Source organism: Methylococcus mesophilus (assembly GCF_026247885.1).
In the GTDB taxonomy this organism is placed as follows: domain Bacteria; phylum Pseudomonadota; class Gammaproteobacteria; order Methylococcales; family Methylococcaceae; genus Methylococcus; species Methylococcus mesophilus.
This window is the reverse complement of the sequence record NZ_CP110921.1, coordinates 1,665,997-1,682,520: the sequence shown is the minus strand read 5'-3', so window position 1 is coordinate 1,682,520 and position 16,524 is coordinate 1,665,997. Positions and strand designations below refer to the sequence as shown.

The window sequence follows — 16,524 nt, the reverse complement described above, 5'->3', positions numbered from 1 at the left end:
CCATTCAACGCGGCAACCGGCGCAGGGTGCCGCACAGGCGGGCGAGGGCGGTTCCGATTTCACCCTCGCTGGCCCGCGCCGCCGCTTCGATCGCGGCGATCGTCGCCGGGAGGGGACGGTGCGGGGCCGGTCGGGGCGGGCCGGCGTGCGTTGCTTCCATGGCCATGGAGAGCGTTCTGACCTTGCCCTGGCGGAACTGGCCATGGCCTTCCTGCGCCAGTTCTTCGATGATCCGGGGCAGGTAGAAGCGCAACTGCGAAGCCCAGGCAGCCGACTCGGCGTAAAGCACCAGGGTGACGTCTCCCGCCACGCACTCCCGGCAATGGGCGGCCAAGGGGGGCGGCAGCAGACGCCGTACCGTTTCCAGCAGCCTTCGGTGGTTTTCGATGCGTGCCAGGCAGGCTTCGAGGGCTTTTCTGGGGACGAGTTCGGAAACCCGCTGAGGATGCGGCCGCTCCTCGGCCGGCTGCGCGGGGCGGTTCATCGGTGTCATAGGTTTCGGAACACTTGCACGATCGAGGCATCTTCGGCCGCGGGGGCCGCCGAGAAGCCCAGCGCTTCCATGAAGTGCAACATCTTGCCGTTACCCGCCAGTACCTCGCCCTGCAGCTTCTGTATTCCTTTTTCTCGCGCCGCGTCCGCCAGCGTTGTCATGAGGCGGGCACCGATGCCGCGGCGCTGCCAGGCATCGGCGACGACGATGGCGAATTCGGCGGTTTTTCCGCCCGGATTGCTGAAAAAGCGCGCGACCGCCACCTCCGTCTCCCTTTCTCCGGTCTCGACGGTCGCGATCAGAGCGAGTTCCCGGTGGTAATCGAGCTGGGTCAGGCGCACCAGCATGTCCGGGCTCAATTCCTGGACCGATTGCATGAAGCGGAAATACTTGGCCTCCTCCGACAGGCCGCGGACGAATTCCTGCTCCATCGCCGCGTCCTCGGGCCGTATCGGGCGGAGGGTGACGGCGGTGCCGTCGTTGAGCTGAAACCGGCCGACCCACTGCGCGGGATAGGGATGGATCGCCATGTGATCGTAGCGCCTGCGTCCGGGCGGTGGGTGGCGCACGACGATTCGGGCATCCAGCGCATACACCCCGGTATCGTCGGCCATCAGTGGATTGATGTCCATTTCGCGGATTTGCGGCAGTTCGCATACCATCTCCGATACCCGCTGCAGGGTCTGGACCAGCGATTCCATACGGATCGGCGGCAGGTTGCGAAAAGCACCGAGGGCGGCGGAGACGCGGGTCTGGCCGATCAGGGTGCGGGCGATGTGGGCGTTGATCGGCGGCAGGCCGATCGCCCGGTCGCGGCTGATCTCCACCGCCGTGCCGCCAGCGCCGAAACCGATCACCGGCCCGAAAACCGGATCGTCGATCACGCCGACCAGCAGTTCGCGCCCGTGCCGGCCAGTGTACATTTTTTCCACCGACACCCCTTCGATGCGGGCGTCCGGTTTGCGCCGGCCGACCCGCGCCAGCAGGTCGTTGTAGGCCTGCCGCACCGATTCGGCATGCGTCACGTTGAGCACCACACCGTCCACGTCGGACTTGTGGGTGATGTCGGGCGACAGCACTTTCAGGGCCACGGGAAATCCGAGGCACTCCGCCGCCGCCAGGGCCTCGTTGGGGGAATGGGCGGGGAGAGCCGGCAGCATGGGGATGCGGAAGGCTCCGAGGATGGCCCGCGTTTCCAGCGGGGAAAGGAGGCTCCGCTTGTCTCCCAGCGCGCCTTCCACGATCAGGTGGGCGCCGGCGATATCGGGCGGTCCGAGTTCGGCCAGGGGGCCGGGCACCTGCAGCAGCATTTGCTGGTTGCGATGGTGTTCGGCGAGGAAGCCGAAGGCTTCGGTCGCGCTTTCCGGGTTGGGGAAGGAGGGGATGCCATGTTCGGTGAACAGCGCCCGGCCCTCCCGGACCTGGGTTTCGCCGAGCCAGCAAGCCAGAACCGGCTTTTTCGAATCTCCGATGGCTTCGAGCGTCCGCTTCGCCGCGCCGGTGGGATCGGTCATGGCCTGCGGCGTGAGCATCACCAGCAGGCCGTCGACGCCGGGATCGCCCAGGCAGGCTTCGACCGCTGAGGCATAGCGCTCCGGCGTGGCGTCGCCGAGAATGTCGATCGGATTGCCGTGAGACCAGAAAGCCGGCAGGGCTTGGTCGAGGCGCTGCAGCGTGCTCTGGGACAGCTCGGCCAGACGCAGACGGCGTTCGACTGCGGCGTCCGTCGCCATCACACCGGGGCCCCCAGCGTTGGTGACGATGGCCAGACGTTCGCCCTGGACGGGGTGAGCACCGGCCAGCAACTGCGCCGCGGCGAACAACTGCTCGATCGTTTTGGCGCGGACCACGCCGGCGCGTTTCAATGCGGCGTCGAATACGTCGTCGGCGCCCACCAGGGCGCCGGTGTGGGAGACCGCGGCGCGGGAGCCTTCGGCGTAGCGGCCGGCCTTGATGACGATGACGGGTTTGAGTCGGGCTGCCGTCCGCAAGCCGCTCATGAAGCGGCGGGCATCGCGGATGCCTTCCACATACAACAGGATGCTGCGGGTCTCCTGGTCCAGCGCCAGGTAATCCAGGATGTCGCCGAAATCGAGGTCGTAAGCCGAGCCGATGGAGGCGACCACGGAAAACCCGATCCGGTGGGCGCTGGCCCAGTCGACGATTGCCGTGCACAGGGCGCCGGACTGGGACACCAGGGCGAGCCCGCCCGGCAGAGCGACATTGTTGCTGAAGGTGGCGTTGAGATTCAGGCTGGGCCGCATCAGCCCCAGGCAGTTCGGTCCGAGCAGCCGTACGCCTTGATTTCCGGCTTCCGCGAGCAGCGCCTGGGACAGGCGGCGGCCTTGGCTGTCGCCATCCCCGAAACCCGCGGAGAACACGATCGCGGCGCGGACGCTCTGCTCGCCGCATTCTCTCAGGATGGCGGGGACGGTGGGTGCCGGGGTGGCGATCAGGGCCAGGTCGACGGCGCCGTCGATCTCGCTCAGCGACTTGTAGCAGCGCTGGCCCAGGACCTGTTCGTGCTTGGGATTGACGGGATGGACCGGGCCGCGGAAGCCGCCTTCGAGCAGGTTGCCGAAGATGCGGAATCCCACCGAATCGGGCCGCTCGCTGGCGCCGAACACGGCGACGGCGCGAGGCCGGAAGAGTGTGTCGAGGTAGGGGCCCGCCATGCCGTCAGGCCATGCCGGCCAGCAGCGGAACGAACACGGCCGGTTCCACGGACAACGCGTCAAAGCCCGAGCCGGTGCGCACGATGCGTTCGATCGTCTGTTCCCGGCCCGCTCCGACCGGGGCGACCAGTACGCCGCCGGGGTTGAGCTGGTCCAGCAGGGCGTCCGGCAGGCGTATCGGGGCAGCGGTCACGATGATGCCGTCGAAGGGGCCGGATTCGCGCCAGCCCCAATGACCGTCGCCGTGCTTCAGCCGCACATTCCGGAGGCTCAGATCGGTCAGGCTGCGGATGGCCCGTTCCTGCAAGGCCTGGATGCGTTCCACCGAATAGACGATCCCGACCAGATGGGCCAGGACAGCGGTCTGATACCCGGAGCCGGTGCCTACTTCCAGCACGCGGCGCAGCGGGCCGGCCTCGACCAGCAATTCGGTCATGCGGGCGACCGTGTAGGGCTGCGAGATAGTCTGGCCGAATCCGATCGGCAGGGCCATGTCCTCGTAGGCCCGGCTGGCGAAGGCTTCTTCGACGAAGATATGGCGGGGGACGTTCAGCATGGCGTCCAACACCCGCTCGTGGCGAATCCCGAGCTCCCGCAGCCGGTTGACCATGCGCTCGCGGGTGCGCGGCGATGTCATGCCGATGCCCCGCAGGCGGGCATTCATGCGGCGACTCCGCCGGGCAGCCACGCGCCCAGTTGATTGAGCCGCTCGTAGCGGGTGAGGTCGATCTGCAGCGGGGTGACCGACACGCAGTTCTCGCGGATGGCGTGGAAATCGGTGCCGGGGCCGGCATCGGCCTCGGGGCCGGCGCAGCCCACCCAGAAAATCTCCCGACCGCGCGGGTCGCGGCTGCGGATGACCGCCTCCGCCTTGTGGCGGGCGCCGAGCCGCGTGGCCTGGTAGCCCCGAAGTTCCTCCAGGGGGATGTCGGGGACGTTGACGTTCAGTATGGTGTCCGCCGGCAGCGGGTTTTCGCGGATGCGCCCCAGGAGTTCGACGGCGACCTGGGCCGCCGTCTCGAAGTGCTCCGGGTTGTGGGCCGCCAGCGAGATCGCCACCGCAGGCAGCCCGAGGAAACGGCCCTCGGTGGCCGCGGCGACGGTGCCGGAGTAAATGACGTCGTCGCCCAGATTGGCGCCGTGGTTGATGCCGGCGAACACCATGTCCGGCTCGCTGTCCAGCAGCCCGGTGATGGCCAGGTGCACGCAGTCCGTAGGGGTGCCGTCGACCCGGATGAAGCCGTTCTCGGCGCGCGAGGCGCGCAAGGGCCGCTCCAGGGTCAGGGAGTTGCTGGCGCCGCTGCGGTTGCGCTCGGGGGCGACGACCGTGATCTTGGCGAGCGGGGAAAGGGCGGCGGCCAGGGCGCGAAGACCGGGGGCGGCGTAGCCGTCGTCGTTGCTGAGGAGTATGTGCATGGAGGGCGGAGGGATCGAACCAATGATCCTCATTCTAACCAGAAAACGCCCATGCCGGTTGAGCATCCTGGCATAAAGGTATAATCCGCGGGGAACCGGAGCAGGGGGCCGTCGCGGCCGTGTTTCGGCGTCAACCATATTTTTACGCATCGGGCGGGGGCGAACATGGCGGCGACTGTCTTCAAGCAACTGGGCGAACGTATCGGCACCTGGCCTCTGGCGCAGCGGTACCGCGCCCTGCCGCCGCTGATGCAGCGGCTGGTCGCGGTCGCTTCGGCGGTGATATCGCTCACGCTGGTTCTGGCCCTGGTCTACATCTACGTCAGCCCGGTGATCGCCGGCGGGATTCTCGCCAGCATCCTGGCGGGACTCGCGACCGGGGCGGGGGCCTTGCCCGCGCTGTTCGTCCGCGACGTTTCCCACCGCACCCTCTGCATCATGCTGGGCGGGGCGGCAGGCGTCATGCTGGCGGCGACGGCATTTTCCCTGATCGTGCCGGGCATCCAGTACGGCAATCAGGTCTGGCCGGGCAAAGGCATCTTCGCGGTGGCGCTCGGCATGATGACCGGTGCCCTGTTCCTGGAAGCCGCCGATCGCCTGTTGCCCTATGAGCGGTTTCTGGCGGAGAAGGGCGAATTGATCGGTTCGCTCCGGAAGATATGGCTCTTCATCGTCGCCATCACCTTGCACAATTTTCCCGAAGGCATGGCGGTCGGCGTCAGCTTCGGCGGCGGGGATTGGCACAACGGCGTCACCCTGGCGATCGCCGTAGCCCTTCAGAACATTCCCGAAGGGCTGGCGGTCGCCATGCCCCTGGTCGGCATGGGATACGACCGCCGGCAGGCGGTGCTTATCGCGACGCTGACCGGGCTGGTGGAGCCGATCGGCGGGGTCCTGGGGCTGGGCATGGTCTCGGCCTTTTTCCCGCTGCTGCCGCTGGGCATGGCGTTCGCCGCTGGGGCGATGCTGTTCGTGATCAGCGACGACATCATTCCCGAGACCCAGTCCCGCGGCAAGATGCGCGCGGCGACGTTCGCCGTCATGATTGGCTTCATCGTGATGATGATCCTGGATAACCTGTTCAGTTGACATGTCCTGCTTCTGGTCCTGGAGCCTGCCGGAATGGGTGGGCTCACCGTCGCTGCCGTCCGGCGCCCTCGAATGGGCAACGGCCTCCGCCACCACTTTCGCCCTGATCGCCGCCGCCGAGATCGGCGACAAGAGCCAGCTGGTCTGCATGACCCTGGCGGCCCGCCACCGCGGCCTGCCGGTGCTGCTGGGCGCAACGGTCGCCTTTGGGCTGCTCAACCTGGCGGCGGTGCTGTTCGGCGCGGCCTTGGTCCACTGGGTGCCGCGGCCCGTTGTGGCCGGGGTGGTTGCCCTCCTGTTCCTGGGATTCGGCCTGAAATCGGTGCTGGCGCGGGAGGAAGCGGAGGATGAATCGGTCGAGGAAAAGCCCGGACACGGTGTCTTCGTCACGACCTTCCTGATGATCCTGTTTGCCGAGTTCGGTGACAAGACCCAGCTGGCCGTGGCCGGGCTGGGCACCTCGGCCTCGCCTTCCGCGGTGTGGGCGGGTGCTTCGCTGGCCCTGGTTCTCACTTCCGTCCTGGGCATCTGGGCCGGGCGCACCGTCCTTCAGAGAATCCCGCTGGTCTGGCTGCACAGGCTCAGCGGCGTTCTGTTTCTGGCGCTGGCGGTTTATGCGGGCATGGAGGCCATGCCGGCGGCGCTGGAAGTCATCCGCGCCTTCCGCTGAAGGTTAAGCGGATTTTCCTCATGCAGACGCTTGCCAGCGAATCCCGCCACATCGTCCTGTTCGGCCCGAGCTTCGGCGAAGGGGGCGTCGCGCGCGACATCGTCAATCTCGCCAATGGCTTCGTCCGGGCCGGCATGGAAGTCAGCGTCCTGGTGAACCGCCCGAACGAACTGTTCACCGAGCAGTTGTGTCCGCAGGTGCGCCAAGTGGTGTTGCCGAGCCGGAGCGACCGGGGCTTGGCGCGCGAACTGCTGGCCTTCATTCGGGCGCATTGGCCGGATGTCGTGCTGACGACCGAAGAACGCGACGACGGCATCGCCGTGGCGGTGCGCGAAGAACTCAAGGACGCCCGGGTGCGTTTCTTCCTGCGCATGGTCACCACCTTGTCGGTGCGGCTGGCGAACCAGTACCGGTTCCGGCTGAACCGCGCCCTATACCGCCGCAGGCTCCGGCAGATCTACACCCATTGCGACGGGGTTATCTGCAATTCCGAAGGGGTGGCGGACGACCTGGTGGCGTTCCTGGATCTGCCCCGCGAGGGAGTCGCGGTCCTGCCGAATCCCACCATCACGCCGGAACTCCTGGCGGCGGCTCAGGAGCCCATCGGGCATCCCTGGTTCGCGCCCGGCGAGCCGCCGGTGATTCTCGGCGCCGGCCGTTTGGGGCGGGCCAAGGATTTCGGGACGCTGCTCAAGGCCTTCGCCTTACTGCATGGCAAACGCCCATGCAGGCTGATGATCCTCGGCCAGGGGCGCCAGAAGGAGCGCATGGAAGCACAGGCGCGGGAACTCGGGGTGGAAGCGGATTTCGAGCTGCCCGGCTTCGTCTCCAATCCTTACGCCTACATGGCGCGGGCCAGTCTGTTCGTGCTGTCCTCGCTATGGGAGGGCTGCCCGAACGTGCTCATCGAGGCGATGGCCGTCGGCACCCCGGTGGTCGCCACCGATTGCCGCAGCGGACCGCGCGAGATCCTGCAGGGCGGCCGGTTCGGCCCGCTGGTGCCGATGCGCGAGGCGGAGGCGATGGCCGGGGCGATGGCGGCGACGCTCGATCGTCCTTTGCCCCCCGCCGTACTCCGCGAAGCGGTGCAGGGCTATACTGTCGAAAACAGCATCCGGATGCACCTGGAGACGTTCTTCCCCTGACGGACCGTCACAGCCAGCCGCAGGCCCCAGCGATGTTTTCTTCCCGTTTCTCCCAGGAAAAATCGCGGGCGCGCTCCGCGGCGGCGCCGGCAAGCCGGACGGCCAGTTCGCGGTCGGACTGAAGCCGCCGGACCGCGGCGATCCAGGCTTCCACGTCTTCCGGGTCGACCAGCAGCGCGGTCTTCTCGTGTTCCAACAGTTCCCGCAGCACCGGCAGGTCGCTGGCGATGATGGGTCGGCCGGCGGCCAGTGCCTCGAACAGCTTCATCGGGCTCATGGAATCGGCGGTGGCGAGCTGCGGCGGGTAGGGCAGCAGTGTGATATCGGTGCGGCCGTACCAGCCGGGCACCTCGTGGTGCGGCACGAAAGGGCGGGATTCCACGCTGTCCGGCACGGCGAAATCGGAGCCTGGTTCGGCCTCGCCGATCAGCACGGCTTGGCCGATGCCGCGCCGCGCCAGGGCGTCGAAGACATGCAGTCCGCGGTCCGCGGCCAGCGTTCCCAGATAGACGAAGGTCGGGTGATCGAGCCGGGCCGGGTCGAATTTCGGCAGTCTGGCATAGGCCTTCAAGTCGACCGCGTTGGGTGCGACCAGCACGCGTTCCGGATCGGCGCCGGATTCCATCAGTACCTTGGCGGCGGCGCGGCTGACCGGCACCAGCCAGTCGATGATCCGGCTGCGGTGGCAGCCCACCACGTGATCCATCCAGCCGCCCTGGACCAGGTCGCGGTCGGCGTCGTGGATTTCCAGCACGTGGCGCAGCCCGAACCGTGCCAGCCAGCGGCTGACGATCAGGTTGTGGGTGAAGATGCCGCGGGCCGTGCGCAGCTCGCCCAGACGGCGGACGAAGAACGGCCATAGGCCGAAGCGGGTGTGCAGCCAGGGGTCCAACCTCAGGTCGATCTCTTCGTCGATCCCGAAGTCGCGCAGGCGCGCCGCTACGGTGACGCCTTTGGCCGGCGGCAGGTACAGCCGGGTCGGCACACCGATCCGGTCGAAGCTTTCGACCACGTGCAGCGCCTGGATCAGGTTGGCGCCGTTGCGGTGCAAACGGCAGCGCGCGGGGTAGATCAGGGGGGCTTGGTTCATCGCATATCCCACAGTTTGGGCGTTTGTCCCAATCTCTTTTCCCAGAGGCGATGTCGTTAAGGTAGGGTTGTCTCGTCACCCCGGCAGGGAAAGCCGGGGTCCAGGAACCAGGGACGGTTTCGGCCTCACATATCCTTGTGCGCTGGATTCCGGCAATCCATTCCGAAATGACGGCTTAACTTAACGCCATTGCTCGCAGAGAGAGAAGGAAGTTGAGGTTATCGTTCGGCTTTCTTTGCCCGGCGGCGGGTACGTAGTCTGTAGATGGGCTGGGTCAGAGCCGGCTGTCGGGTGAGCCAATAGATCGCCGCGCGCCAGTAAAGGTCCAGCCGCTTGCCCAGATGCCAATACCAGGTCCGTTCCGGCAGCACCAGGGCGCCGCTGTCGTCGGGCGTCACGCCTTCCAGCTCGGCCAGCCAGGCCTTGTCCTTTTCGTAGCCGAGTTCGATCAGCAGATCGGACAGATCGCCGTACTTCGCCATCTGCGCCGCCAGATGCGGCTTATGCTGGCGCCAATTGCCGACGCTGCCGGGATCGATCGGCCGCAGACTCCCCAAGGCATCGAGCGAATCCTGGGAAGGCCGGGCATGGCGATGGAATTCGCTGAAGGGATGGCGCAGGCGCAGGAACGGCATGCGTTCCATCAGGTTCCGCTGCACCGCGTCCGGATCGGACACCAGATCCTCGTAACGCACGGTGAGGTAGCGGGGATGGCGCATGAGCTTCGTGGCCGCGCCGTGGAGTTCGCGCCAGAGGCCGAGGTTGCTCCAGTAGCGCCGGGTGTCCTTGCGGTGGCTGCGGCTGGAGACGGCGTCGCGCGGGTCGCGCAGCAAATAGATCACCCACAGGTCGGGGTCCACCGCCAGGAACGGGGCGACCACGGCGGTCTGCAGCGGATACTTGGTCAGCAGAATCTCGTCGCTGTAGGCGTACGGCTTGTAGATGCTCTGCTCGTGCTCGGCATAGCCGCCGATCTCGAAGCAGGTCACCATGAGTTCGTTGAGCAGGGTCGTGCCGCTGCGGGGGGAGCAGCCGACGATGTGGATGCGATGGGTCATTCGATGTCTCGGGTCGGAAAAGCCGCCGGCGCCCCGTCCTTGAACACGATCAATTCGCCCGGCGCCATGGCAGTCCAGGTTTCGTTGTCGGTCAGTGGTTGGGTCGCGATGACCGATACCCTGTCGTCCGGGGTGGTGAGATCGGCGAAATCGACCGTGAGATCTTCGTCGACCAAGTGGGCATGGCTGAACGGCGCCTGTCTGACGATGTAGTGCAGGTGGGTGGCGCAATGGGCGAGCATCAGCTCGCCGTCGGACAGGACGTAGTTGAACGTGCCATGTCCGGCGATTTCGCGCGTCACCTCCACGATCGTGCGGACCAGATCGGCGCTGCCGGGCGGCTCGGGATGGCGCTGGCGCAGGGTCTCCAGAATGAGGCAGAAAGCCTGTTCGCTGTCGGTGGTGCCGACCGGGCGGTAGTAGCGCTGGCGCAATGCGGGCAGGTTTTCCAGGTTGCCGTTGTGCGCGAAGATCCAGTTCCGCCCCCACATCTCCCGCTGGAAAGGGTGGCAATTGGCGAGCGTGGTCTCGCCGACCGTGGCCTTGCGGATGTGGGCGATGACGTTGGTCGACTTGATCGGATAGTTCCGGATCAGTTCGGCGATCGGCGACCCGGCGGAGGGCTCGTAGTCCAGGAACACCCGGCAGCCCCGCTCCTCGAAGAAGGCGATGCCGAAGCCGTCGGTATGGTGGCCGGTGCATCCGCCGCGCAGGGTGAAGCCGCGGAACGAGAAGCAGATGTCGGTCGGCACGTTGCAATTCATGCCCAGTAGTTCGCACATGGGGTGGGGGAGTCCGCCAGTTCTGAAGGGGCGTATTCTACTTCAGGCGCTGATCCTGCATCGGCAGAGTCCGCCCAGTTTCCCGCCCGGGGCCTGGTAGCCCGAATCCGGTCCGGCACGATCGCCGTCGTTCCGGCCGGGGAGCCGCAATCCAGCGCCAGGGAGGGCGAGGTTGGGGGTTGGCACAGACGCCGGTACGGCCCGGCGGATGTTTCGATTGGTACCGGCCCGGTCGGCATCCCGTCCCTGGGAACTGGATGCCGGAGTCCGATCCGGCATGACAGCAATCTTTGACTTACTTTTCGAACCAAGCCTGTCCTGCGTTCGCTGCCAGTTGGCCAACGCGACCCTCCACATCCATCCACAACGCCGGCAGCCCCAGGGTCCGCAGCCATTCGGGGCCGTCGGATGCCTTCAGCATGGCGATGGTGCAGGCGCTGCCGGCGACCAGGGCGTGCGGAGCGGCCACGCTCACCGACGCCAATCCTTCTACCGGCCAGCCGGTCCTGGGGTCGAGGATATGGCCGTAGCGTTTGCCGTCCACGACGATGCAGCGCTCGTAGTCGCCGCTGGTGGTGACGGCGCCGGAGCGGACGCTGAGGGTGGCAAGGAGCTTTCCGGGTTCGCGCGGGTGGTTGATGCCGACCTCCCAGGCCGTGCCGTCCGGGTGCGGGCCGATCACCCGCAGGTCGCCGCCGAAATTGACCACGCCGGCCGTGATGCCGCGTTCGAGGCAGCGCGTCGCGGCGCGATCGGCGGCGTATTCCTTGCCGATGCCGCCGAAATCCAACTCCATGCCGGGCATTTCGAATTTCAGCACCGGTGGCTCCCAGCGCAGCTTGTCCCAGCCTACCCGTTCCAGCAGGGCGTCGATGTCGCGCTGCTCGGGCAGCCGGCTGCCGGAGAAATTCCAGGCCCGGCGCAGGATGCCGGAGGTCACGTCGAACAGGCCATCGCTCTGTTCGTAACAGGTCCGGGCGTAGTCGAGGAGGGCCGCCATTTCTTCGTCTACAACCACCCCGCCTTTCCGGCCGGCCAGGCGATTGACCCTGGACAGCAGGCTGTCCGGCCGGTAGCGCGAGTAGCGGGCTTCCAGGGCTTGCACATCCTCGATCACTTCCCTTGCCACGGGCTGCGCCTCGGTTTCGCTTGCGGCGTAGAGGATCAGGTGGCAGGGCGAACCCATCGCCCGGAACGGGAAGCGGAAGGGATGCAGGTTCAACGGCTCGCTAGAACTTGAGATTCAGGTTGACCGAATACAGGGCGAAACTGAAATTGTCCACGTGGCTGCCGGTGCCGCCCATGAAGCCCATGCCCTGGGTGCGCTGGTACAGGTCCACCCCGCCGCCGATCTGCAGCATCCCGAAGAAGGTCTTGTTCAACTGGAGTCCACCGCCGACCGCGCCGAAGCTGGCGAGCCGGTAGTCGGAGGAATACAGGCCGTCGGCGGTCGGGTTGTCGTAGACGGTTTGATAGAAGTACGAAGACCTCTGGGTGTAATACCTGAGGCGGAACGTCAGCATCGTCTCGTAGGGCAGCGGCTGCAGCCAGCCGGCTTCGAAGGTGTGCGAGTCGATGTTCCAGTTATCCGAATAGAACCGGTAGTCCAGGTGCAGCGCGGCGGCATCCAGTTCCGGAATGTTCCGCACATAGCGCAGCAGCACTGCGGACTGGATGCGCGAGCCGGGACGGGTGTCGGCGCAGAGATTGGCCTGGAAGGAAAAGGGCACGCTTTGCCGGCAAAAGGTGTTGACCAGCGTTTCGGGAGCCTCGACCGGCTGGCCGGTTGAGGGAGCGGGCGTCGGCGACGGCTCAGGGTTGCCGCCACTGGCCCCGCTGCGGGTCGACATGTCCGGAGCGTCCTGCGCCGAAGCGGAGCGGGTGGAGGATGAGCGGGCCGCGGGAACGTTGTTCACCCAGGCCGATTTGTACGGATCGGACAGAAAGCCGGAGCTGTTGCCGACGGTCAGATTGACCTGGATCAGCGAATTCTTGTCCAGCACCTGAGTCAGGCCAAGCAGCCCCTGGTAGGTGTTCTTGTCGCCGCCGATCACCGTGCCGTCGGTGTACTGCTGGTGGATGCGGCCCTGGTTGCCGCCGTCCGCCCACACGGTGTCGGAGGCATAGCCGAAGCCGGCGGCGAGGGTCGTCGCCTTCCGGTTGAGGTCCCAGCGCGCATCCAGGTTGAAGAAGTTGGAGATGTAGTCCCACTCCGTGGAGTTGCCGCCGGCGACGCCCAGGGTCAGGTCGTCCAGCGCCACGTTCAGGGCGCCGTCGATGGCCAGGCGCTGGTCGTGGATCCCGCCCTGCCGGCCCTGCTGCGGGCCCTGGGTGGCCTGGGACAGTTCCAGTTCGCCATATTTTCTGCCGTAGTTGTTGTTCCGCCCCCAGTAGAAAGTGGGGGAGGCGCCTCCGATCTGGTTGAGGTTCATCGGATTCGAGCCGCCGCCGATGAAGTCCAGCGTGCTGTTCACCCGGAAATTGACGTCCTCGCCCAGCCGGAGCGCAGCGTCGTTCTGGAACGCCTGCACCGACATCCGACCGTTGCTTTCCTGGTAGTTCGAATAACTGCCGTCGATGGCCAGCGCTTCCGGGCTGAGGTCCATCCCTTGCGCGGCCGCCATGCCCGGCAGCGCCAGGGCCGCCGCCGTGAAGGCCGCCAGCCGGTCAGTTGCAGCCACAGCCCCCACCGCCCACGCCATAGCCGCCCGACGAGGTTTCCTTGGAACTGTAGGTATGTAGCATGAGCGCCGAATGTTGGGCATCGGGCACCAATGCCATCTGCGGTTTGGCGAGCGTGCCTCGCTCCCACGGAGCGACCGTCTGCACGCAGCCGGGCAGAAGCGCGAGGTGGCAGGACAGAAGAATCGCTCGTTTCATCGCGGCGGCCCGCCGCTGCTGTCGAACTCGGGAAGGCCTTCGTTGTCGTATTCTTGGAGAGCTTTCACGGTTCGTTGAGCAACGCTTCGATCTGGGCGCGGATTTCCGCCCTGTCCTTTTCCCGGAACCCCAGGTGGACATGGCGGATGTTGCCCTTCCGGTCGATGAGGAACGATGACGGCATCGCCTGGACGTCGTACTGTCTGGGACAATCGCCCGCCGGGTCGGAAGCGATGGTGAAGTCGACAGGCTGTTTCGCCAGGAAAGCGTCTGCGCCTTCCCGCTCCTCGTCGAGGTTGACCGCGATCAGTTCGAAGCCTTTCGGCTTGAAGTCCTTGTAGGTTTCGGCCATGAACGGGAACGATTGCAGACAGGGGCCGCACCAGGAGGCCCAGAAGTCGACATAGGCCACTTTGCCTTTGAAACCGGCGATATTCAGCGGAGTTCCGTCCTGGTACCGGTTCAGCCGGCAGTCCGGCGCGGGGTTGGCTGAGACCGTGGCGGCGAAAAAGGCGGAGAGAAATCCGCAAACGAGGTGTCTGTTCATGGTATTCAAGGCACGGAAAAGCGGGGCGCTGAAATTGTGGGTGAGTAGCCTGAACCATTTTGCGGCAGGGCGCAATTGCCGCCAAGGCAAGGGCCAGGACCCTAGGAGATGAAATGGAAAAGAGAGGAACAAACGGCTGGCTCGTGACGACGGGTGTCGCCGGTTTCACCGGGGTAGCCATGGGCGCTTTCGGCGCGCACGGCCTCAAGAATGTCATCGCGCCGGAGATGCTGGCGGTCTACCAGACCGGCGTGCAGTACCATTTCTGGCATGCGCTGGGGCTGGGCCTGGTCGCCCTCCTGATGCGTCAGGCTCCCCAGTTCCGGACGCTGGCCTGGGCGGCATGGCTGATGCTCGCGGGTATCGTCCTGTTCTCCGGCAGCCTGTATCTGCTGGCTGTCTCCGGCATCCGCTGGCTGGGCGTGATCACACCCTTCGGCGGCATGGCTTTTCTCGCGGCCTGGGCCTGTGTAGCGGCTCATGGCTGGCGCCAACCGTGAGGCGGGATTCCGGTGCTCGCGGGCGTTTTGCGTAAAACCACGATGAAGAGGTAATTCGATGTCACGATCAATGCGTATCAGCCGCTTGTGGATGCCGCTGAGCGGTACGGCCGCACTGCTGGCCGCGGCAAGCACATTGCAGGCGGACTTCCCGGCTTACGACGCCGTCGCCAGCGCCACGACTCCCGTGGCGACGCCGACGCCCCAGCCGCAAGCCCAGCCCCTGGTAACCCTGGCCAAACAGAAGCAGGACGGGGCGGTGCTGACGGTGAAGCGAACCTGGTGGTCCGCCAAGAAGGACCAGATCGAGGCTTCCCTCACCGTCAAAATACCAAACGATACCCTGAAGCTTCCGACGGCCGAGGACGCGAAGAATCGCCATGATCTCCTGCTGCAATTCCGGCACTCCGATGGAACGGCGTTTGCCGAATGCGACCTCGACGTCAAACAGGCCAAGAAGAAACAGGCGGTTTTTGCCGCCAAGGAACTCTATCGGCGCGGCATACTGCAAATCAAGTCCGGCGTATGCGATCCGGATACGGCGACCGAAGTCGCCGAGCAGACCATCCCCGACGTAAAGCCCGGCGACGTCGTCCTATTGAAAGACGCCACCGGCAGCGAATTGCTCAGCGCGACGTTTATGAAGACCCAATGATCACGCCGTTTGCTTTGGGTAGCCGAGAGGGGACATACGCTGAACCGCCCTTCCCATGCGGGGCCATCGCGGCGTTAGAGTCCGCTCCCGGCAATCGGCCGGGAGATTCCGCGAGTTGCTAATCGTCTGCCAGGCGGCCGATACCCGCAAGTGGTCGTCTAGAGCGTGGAGATGCCGGTCGCCGTTTTCATCGTGCCGGCAATGGGCGATCGGCGGTTGTGTCACGGTCTCGCCCTCCGACTCATCCCTCCCACTTCACGCCACGCCGGCCGGATCCCGCGTCGGATGAACGTCGGGATGTCGTAGTCATTCCAGCGATCGGTGAAATTCGAGCCTCTGGGGTTCGACGCTGCGCCGGCCTGGGCGCAACAGGGAAGGGAGGCCTGACGGTACGGCGGGACAAGCATTTCACGGCTGCAAGACATGGCTTTCATCGTTCTGCTCCTGGTTGAGGAAAGAGGCAGGATGGAAGATACGGCGCCTACTGCCTCATGGCGTGAGGCAGTGAAAAATTTTTTCAATCCCGGTAGAGCGATGCCATGCCGGCGATGGCGTCTTGAACCTTCCGGCGCAGGGATTGCGGCTCGAGCACTTCCACGTCGGCGCCATGCTTGAGGATGTCCATGACCAGTTCGCGGTCGTCGGCGTACGGAATCGTCAGCACATAGTGACCGGCCGCGTCCCATTCGCCGTGCTGCCGGGGATGCCAGGTTTCGCGGCTGACCCATTGGGCCCGTTGGGGAGTGAAGCGCAGTCGGGCGGATTGTCCGGCCGGGCCGGAGAAGATGCCGTAGCCGCGGTCCAGATGGGCGTCGAGGCGGGCCGGGTCGATGTCCACTGCGGGCTCGGGGAGCGCCTCGGCGGTGGTCAAGGCATCGACTGCGAAGCGGCGGAGGGCGTCGCGCAGGTGGCACCAGCCGTCGAGATACCAGGCGCCGCGGTGATGGGTGAGGCGCTGGGGCGAGACGATCCGGCTGAGGGTGGCGCCGGTTTCCCGATTGAAATGGCCGACGTTCAGCCGGCGGCGTTCGAACAGGGCGGTGGCGACCGGCTCGAAGTGGCGCAGCTCGACGGTGCGCTGGGCGGTCTGGATGATGCGCACCCGCTTTTCGATTTCGCCCAGGCTGCGATCGCCCCGTTCCAGCAGGCCGTTGAGGCGGTCGAGCAGGGGGCGCACGTGCGGTTCGAGCAGGCCGGGCTGGAGTTCGGCCAGCAGCCGGCGCATGGTGAGCAGGGCATGGATTTCCGAGGCGTTGAACCACAGGCCGGGCAACTCGTGGCCGGTCCGTCCGTCGGGTTCGCCAAGCCGGTAGCCGCGCAGTTCGCGGTCCCATTCGATGGGGGCGTTGAGCCGCTCGCGGAGGTATTCGAGATCGCGGACGAAGGTGGCACGCGAGACCCCGAGGACGTCGAGAAACTCCCCGAGCGGCACGGTGCGCCGCTCGCGCAGCATCTGTTCGATCCGGTAGAAGCGCTCGGTGCGGTCCATGTGGGCGGAGCCCGGGTCCGCGAAGGCTGCTTCGG

Annotated in this window: 17 protein-coding genes; 5 read left to right on the top strand and 12 right to left on the bottom strand. The window is 66.1% G+C overall.

Features of this window, described 5'->3' with window-relative positions; genetic code table 11:
- Positions 1 to 4 precede the first annotated feature (4 nt).
- From OOT43_RS07800 to surE, 4 genes are read right to left on the bottom strand one after another with little or no spacing between them, the layout of a single operon-like run.
- Positions 5 to 493, bottom strand: a complete 489-nt coding sequence (locus OOT43_RS07800) for a DUF721 domain-containing protein (RefSeq protein WP_266024281.1) — start codon at positions 491 to 493, stop codon at positions 5 to 7.
- Positions 490 to 3,168 (bottom strand): bifunctional acetate--CoA ligase family protein/GNAT family N-acetyltransferase, encoded by a 2,679-nt coding sequence (locus OOT43_RS07795; RefSeq protein ID WP_266024280.1) that lies wholly within the window; start codon positions 3,166 to 3,168, stop codon positions 490 to 492. Before OOT43_RS07795 ends, OOT43_RS07800 begins: the two co-directional genes overlap by 4 nt.
- 4 nt (positions 3,169 to 3,172) lie before the next feature.
- Positions 3,173 to 3,832 (bottom strand): protein-L-isoaspartate(D-aspartate) O-methyltransferase, encoded by a 660-nt coding sequence (locus OOT43_RS07790; RefSeq protein WP_266024278.1) that lies wholly within the window; start codon positions 3,830 to 3,832, stop codon positions 3,173 to 3,175.
- Positions 3,829 to 4,584 (bottom strand): 5'/3'-nucleotidase SurE, encoded by a 756-nt coding sequence (surE, locus tag OOT43_RS07785; RefSeq protein WP_266024277.1) that lies wholly within the window; start codon positions 4,582 to 4,584, stop codon positions 3,829 to 3,831. Before surE ends, OOT43_RS07790 begins: the two co-directional genes overlap by 4 nt.
- A 165-nt stretch (positions 4,585 to 4,749) precedes the next feature.
- On the opposite strand from surE, the gene OOT43_RS07780 reads away from it, so the two are divergent.
- From OOT43_RS07780 to OOT43_RS07770, 3 genes are read left to right on the top strand one after another with little or no spacing between them, the layout of a single operon-like run.
- Entirely contained in the window at positions 4,750 to 5,673 is a 924-nt protein-coding gene (locus OOT43_RS07780; RefSeq protein WP_266024276.1) for a ZIP family metal transporter, read from the top strand.
- A gap of 1 nt (position 5,674) precedes the next feature.
- The gene (locus OOT43_RS07775; RefSeq protein ID WP_266024275.1) at positions 5,675 to 6,343 is read left to right on the top strand and encodes a TMEM165/GDT1 family protein; all 669 of its coding nucleotides are present in this window, start codon (positions 5,675 to 5,677) and stop codon (positions 6,341 to 6,343) included.
- A gap of 20 nt (positions 6,344 to 6,363) precedes the next feature.
- On the top strand, positions 6,364 to 7,488 hold the full coding sequence (locus OOT43_RS07770) for a glycosyltransferase (protein WP_266024273.1): 1,125 nt from the start codon (positions 6,364 to 6,366) through the stop codon (positions 7,486 to 7,488).
- A 7-nt stretch (positions 7,489 to 7,495) separates the two neighbouring features.
- On the opposite strand, the gene OOT43_RS07765 is transcribed toward OOT43_RS07770, so the two are convergent.
- The 7 genes from OOT43_RS07765 to OOT43_RS07735 all read right to left on the bottom strand — a co-directional run bounded on the left by OOT43_RS07765 (position 7,496) and on the right by OOT43_RS07735 (position 13,845).
- Positions 7,496 to 8,578, bottom strand: coding sequence for a glycosyltransferase family 4 protein (locus OOT43_RS07765; RefSeq protein ID WP_266024271.1), 1,083 nt, complete (start codon positions 8,576 to 8,578; stop codon positions 7,496 to 7,498).
- Positions 8,579 to 8,796: 218 nt separating this feature from the next.
- A complete protein-coding gene (locus OOT43_RS07760; protein WP_266024269.1) occupies positions 8,797 to 9,636 on the bottom strand; it encodes a sulfotransferase family protein in 840 nt (279 codons plus the stop codon).
- On the bottom strand, positions 9,633 to 10,418 hold the full coding sequence (locus OOT43_RS07755) for a class II glutamine amidotransferase (protein WP_266024268.1): 786 nt from the start codon (positions 10,416 to 10,418) through the stop codon (positions 9,633 to 9,635). The genes OOT43_RS07760 and OOT43_RS07755 overlap by 4 nt, the downstream gene beginning before the upstream one ends.
- A 295-nt stretch (positions 10,419 to 10,713) precedes the next feature.
- Positions 10,714 to 11,640 (bottom strand): FAD:protein FMN transferase, encoded by a 927-nt coding sequence (locus tag OOT43_RS07750; RefSeq protein WP_266024267.1) that lies wholly within the window; start codon positions 11,638 to 11,640, stop codon positions 10,714 to 10,716.
- A 7-nt stretch (positions 11,641 to 11,647) separates the two neighbouring features.
- Positions 11,648 to 13,099 carry a DUF3570 domain-containing protein gene (locus OOT43_RS07745; RefSeq protein WP_266024265.1) on the bottom strand — a complete coding sequence of 484 codons (1,452 nt, stop codon included), beginning with the start codon at positions 13,097 to 13,099 and terminating at the stop codon, positions 11,648 to 11,650.
- On the bottom strand, positions 13,086 to 13,298 hold the full coding sequence (locus OOT43_RS07740; protein WP_266024263.1) for a DUF4266 domain-containing protein: 213 nt from the start codon (positions 13,296 to 13,298) through the stop codon (positions 13,086 to 13,088). The genes OOT43_RS07745 and OOT43_RS07740 overlap by 14 nt, the downstream gene beginning before the upstream one ends.
- A 64-nt stretch (positions 13,299 to 13,362) precedes the next feature.
- Entirely contained in the window at positions 13,363 to 13,845 is a 483-nt protein-coding gene (locus OOT43_RS07735; protein ID WP_266024262.1) for a TlpA family protein disulfide reductase, read from the bottom strand.
- Positions 13,846 to 13,958: 113 nt separating this feature from the next.
- Here OOT43_RS07735 and OOT43_RS07730 point away from each other — a divergent pair, with 113 nt between their 5' ends.
- Together OOT43_RS07730 and OOT43_RS07725 are read left to right on the top strand one after the other, a co-directional pair.
- Positions 13,959 to 14,345 carry a DUF423 domain-containing protein gene (locus OOT43_RS07730; protein ID WP_266024261.1) on the top strand — a complete coding sequence of 129 codons (387 nt, stop codon included), beginning with the start codon at positions 13,959 to 13,961 and terminating at the stop codon, positions 14,343 to 14,345.
- A 58-nt stretch (positions 14,346 to 14,403) separates the two neighbouring features.
- Positions 14,404 to 15,000, top strand: coding sequence for a hypothetical protein (locus OOT43_RS07725; protein ID WP_266024260.1), 597 nt, complete (start codon positions 14,404 to 14,406; stop codon positions 14,998 to 15,000).
- Between the two features lie 517 nt (positions 15,001 to 15,517).
- On the opposite strand, the gene OOT43_RS07720 is transcribed toward OOT43_RS07725, so the two are convergent.
- On the bottom strand, positions 15,518 to 16,489 hold the full coding sequence (locus OOT43_RS07720) for a helix-turn-helix transcriptional regulator (RefSeq protein ID WP_266024258.1): 972 nt from the start codon (positions 16,487 to 16,489) through the stop codon (positions 15,518 to 15,520).
- Between the last annotated feature and the right edge of the window lie 35 nt (positions 16,490 to 16,524).

Coding starts and splice junctions, on each gene's coding strand:
- OOT43_RS07725 (WP_266024260.1), top strand. CDS start 14,404: ATGTCACGATCAATGCGTATCAGCCGCTTGTGGATGCCGCTGAGCGGT.
- OOT43_RS07755 (WP_266024268.1), bottom strand. CDS start 10,418: ATGTGCGAACTACTGGGCATGAATTGCAACGTGCCGACCGACATCTGC.
- OOT43_RS07795 (WP_266024280.1), bottom strand. CDS start 3,168: ATGGCGGGCCCCTACCTCGACACACTCTTCCGGCCTCGCGCCGTCGCC.
- OOT43_RS07765 (WP_266024271.1), bottom strand. CDS start 8,578: ATGAACCAAGCCCCCCTGATCTACCCCGCGCGCTGCCGTTTGCACCGC.
- OOT43_RS07730 (WP_266024261.1), top strand. CDS start 13,959: ATGGAAAAGAGAGGAACAAACGGCTGGCTCGTGACGACGGGTGTCGCC.
- OOT43_RS07790 (WP_266024278.1), bottom strand. CDS start 3,832: ATGAATGCCCGCCTGCGGGGCATCGGCATGACATCGCCGCGCACCCGC.
- OOT43_RS07775 (WP_266024275.1), top strand. CDS start 5,675: ATGTCCTGCTTCTGGTCCTGGAGCCTGCCGGAATGGGTGGGCTCACCG.
- OOT43_RS07760 (WP_266024269.1), bottom strand. CDS start 9,636: ATGACCCATCGCATCCACATCGTCGGCTGCTCCCCCCGCAGCGGCACG.
- OOT43_RS07720 (WP_266024258.1), bottom strand. CDS start 16,489: ATGGACCGCACCGAGCGCTTCTACCGGATCGAACAGATGCTGCGCGAG.
- OOT43_RS07770 (WP_266024273.1), top strand. CDS start 6,364: ATGCAGACGCTTGCCAGCGAATCCCGCCACATCGTCCTGTTCGGCCCG.
- OOT43_RS07735 (WP_266024262.1), bottom strand. CDS start 13,845: ATGAACAGACACCTCGTTTGCGGATTTCTCTCCGCCTTTTTCGCCGCC.
- surE (WP_266024277.1), bottom strand. CDS start 4,584: ATGCACATACTCCTCAGCAACGACGACGGCTACGCCGCCCCCGGTCTT.
- OOT43_RS07800 (WP_266024281.1), bottom strand. CDS start 493: ATGACACCGATGAACCGCCCCGCGCAGCCGGCCGAGGAGCGGCCGCAT.
- OOT43_RS07780 (WP_266024276.1), top strand. CDS start 4,750: ATGGCGGCGACTGTCTTCAAGCAACTGGGCGAACGTATCGGCACCTGG.
- OOT43_RS07740 (WP_266024263.1), bottom strand. CDS start 13,298: ATGAAACGAGCGATTCTTCTGTCCTGCCACCTCGCGCTTCTGCCCGGC.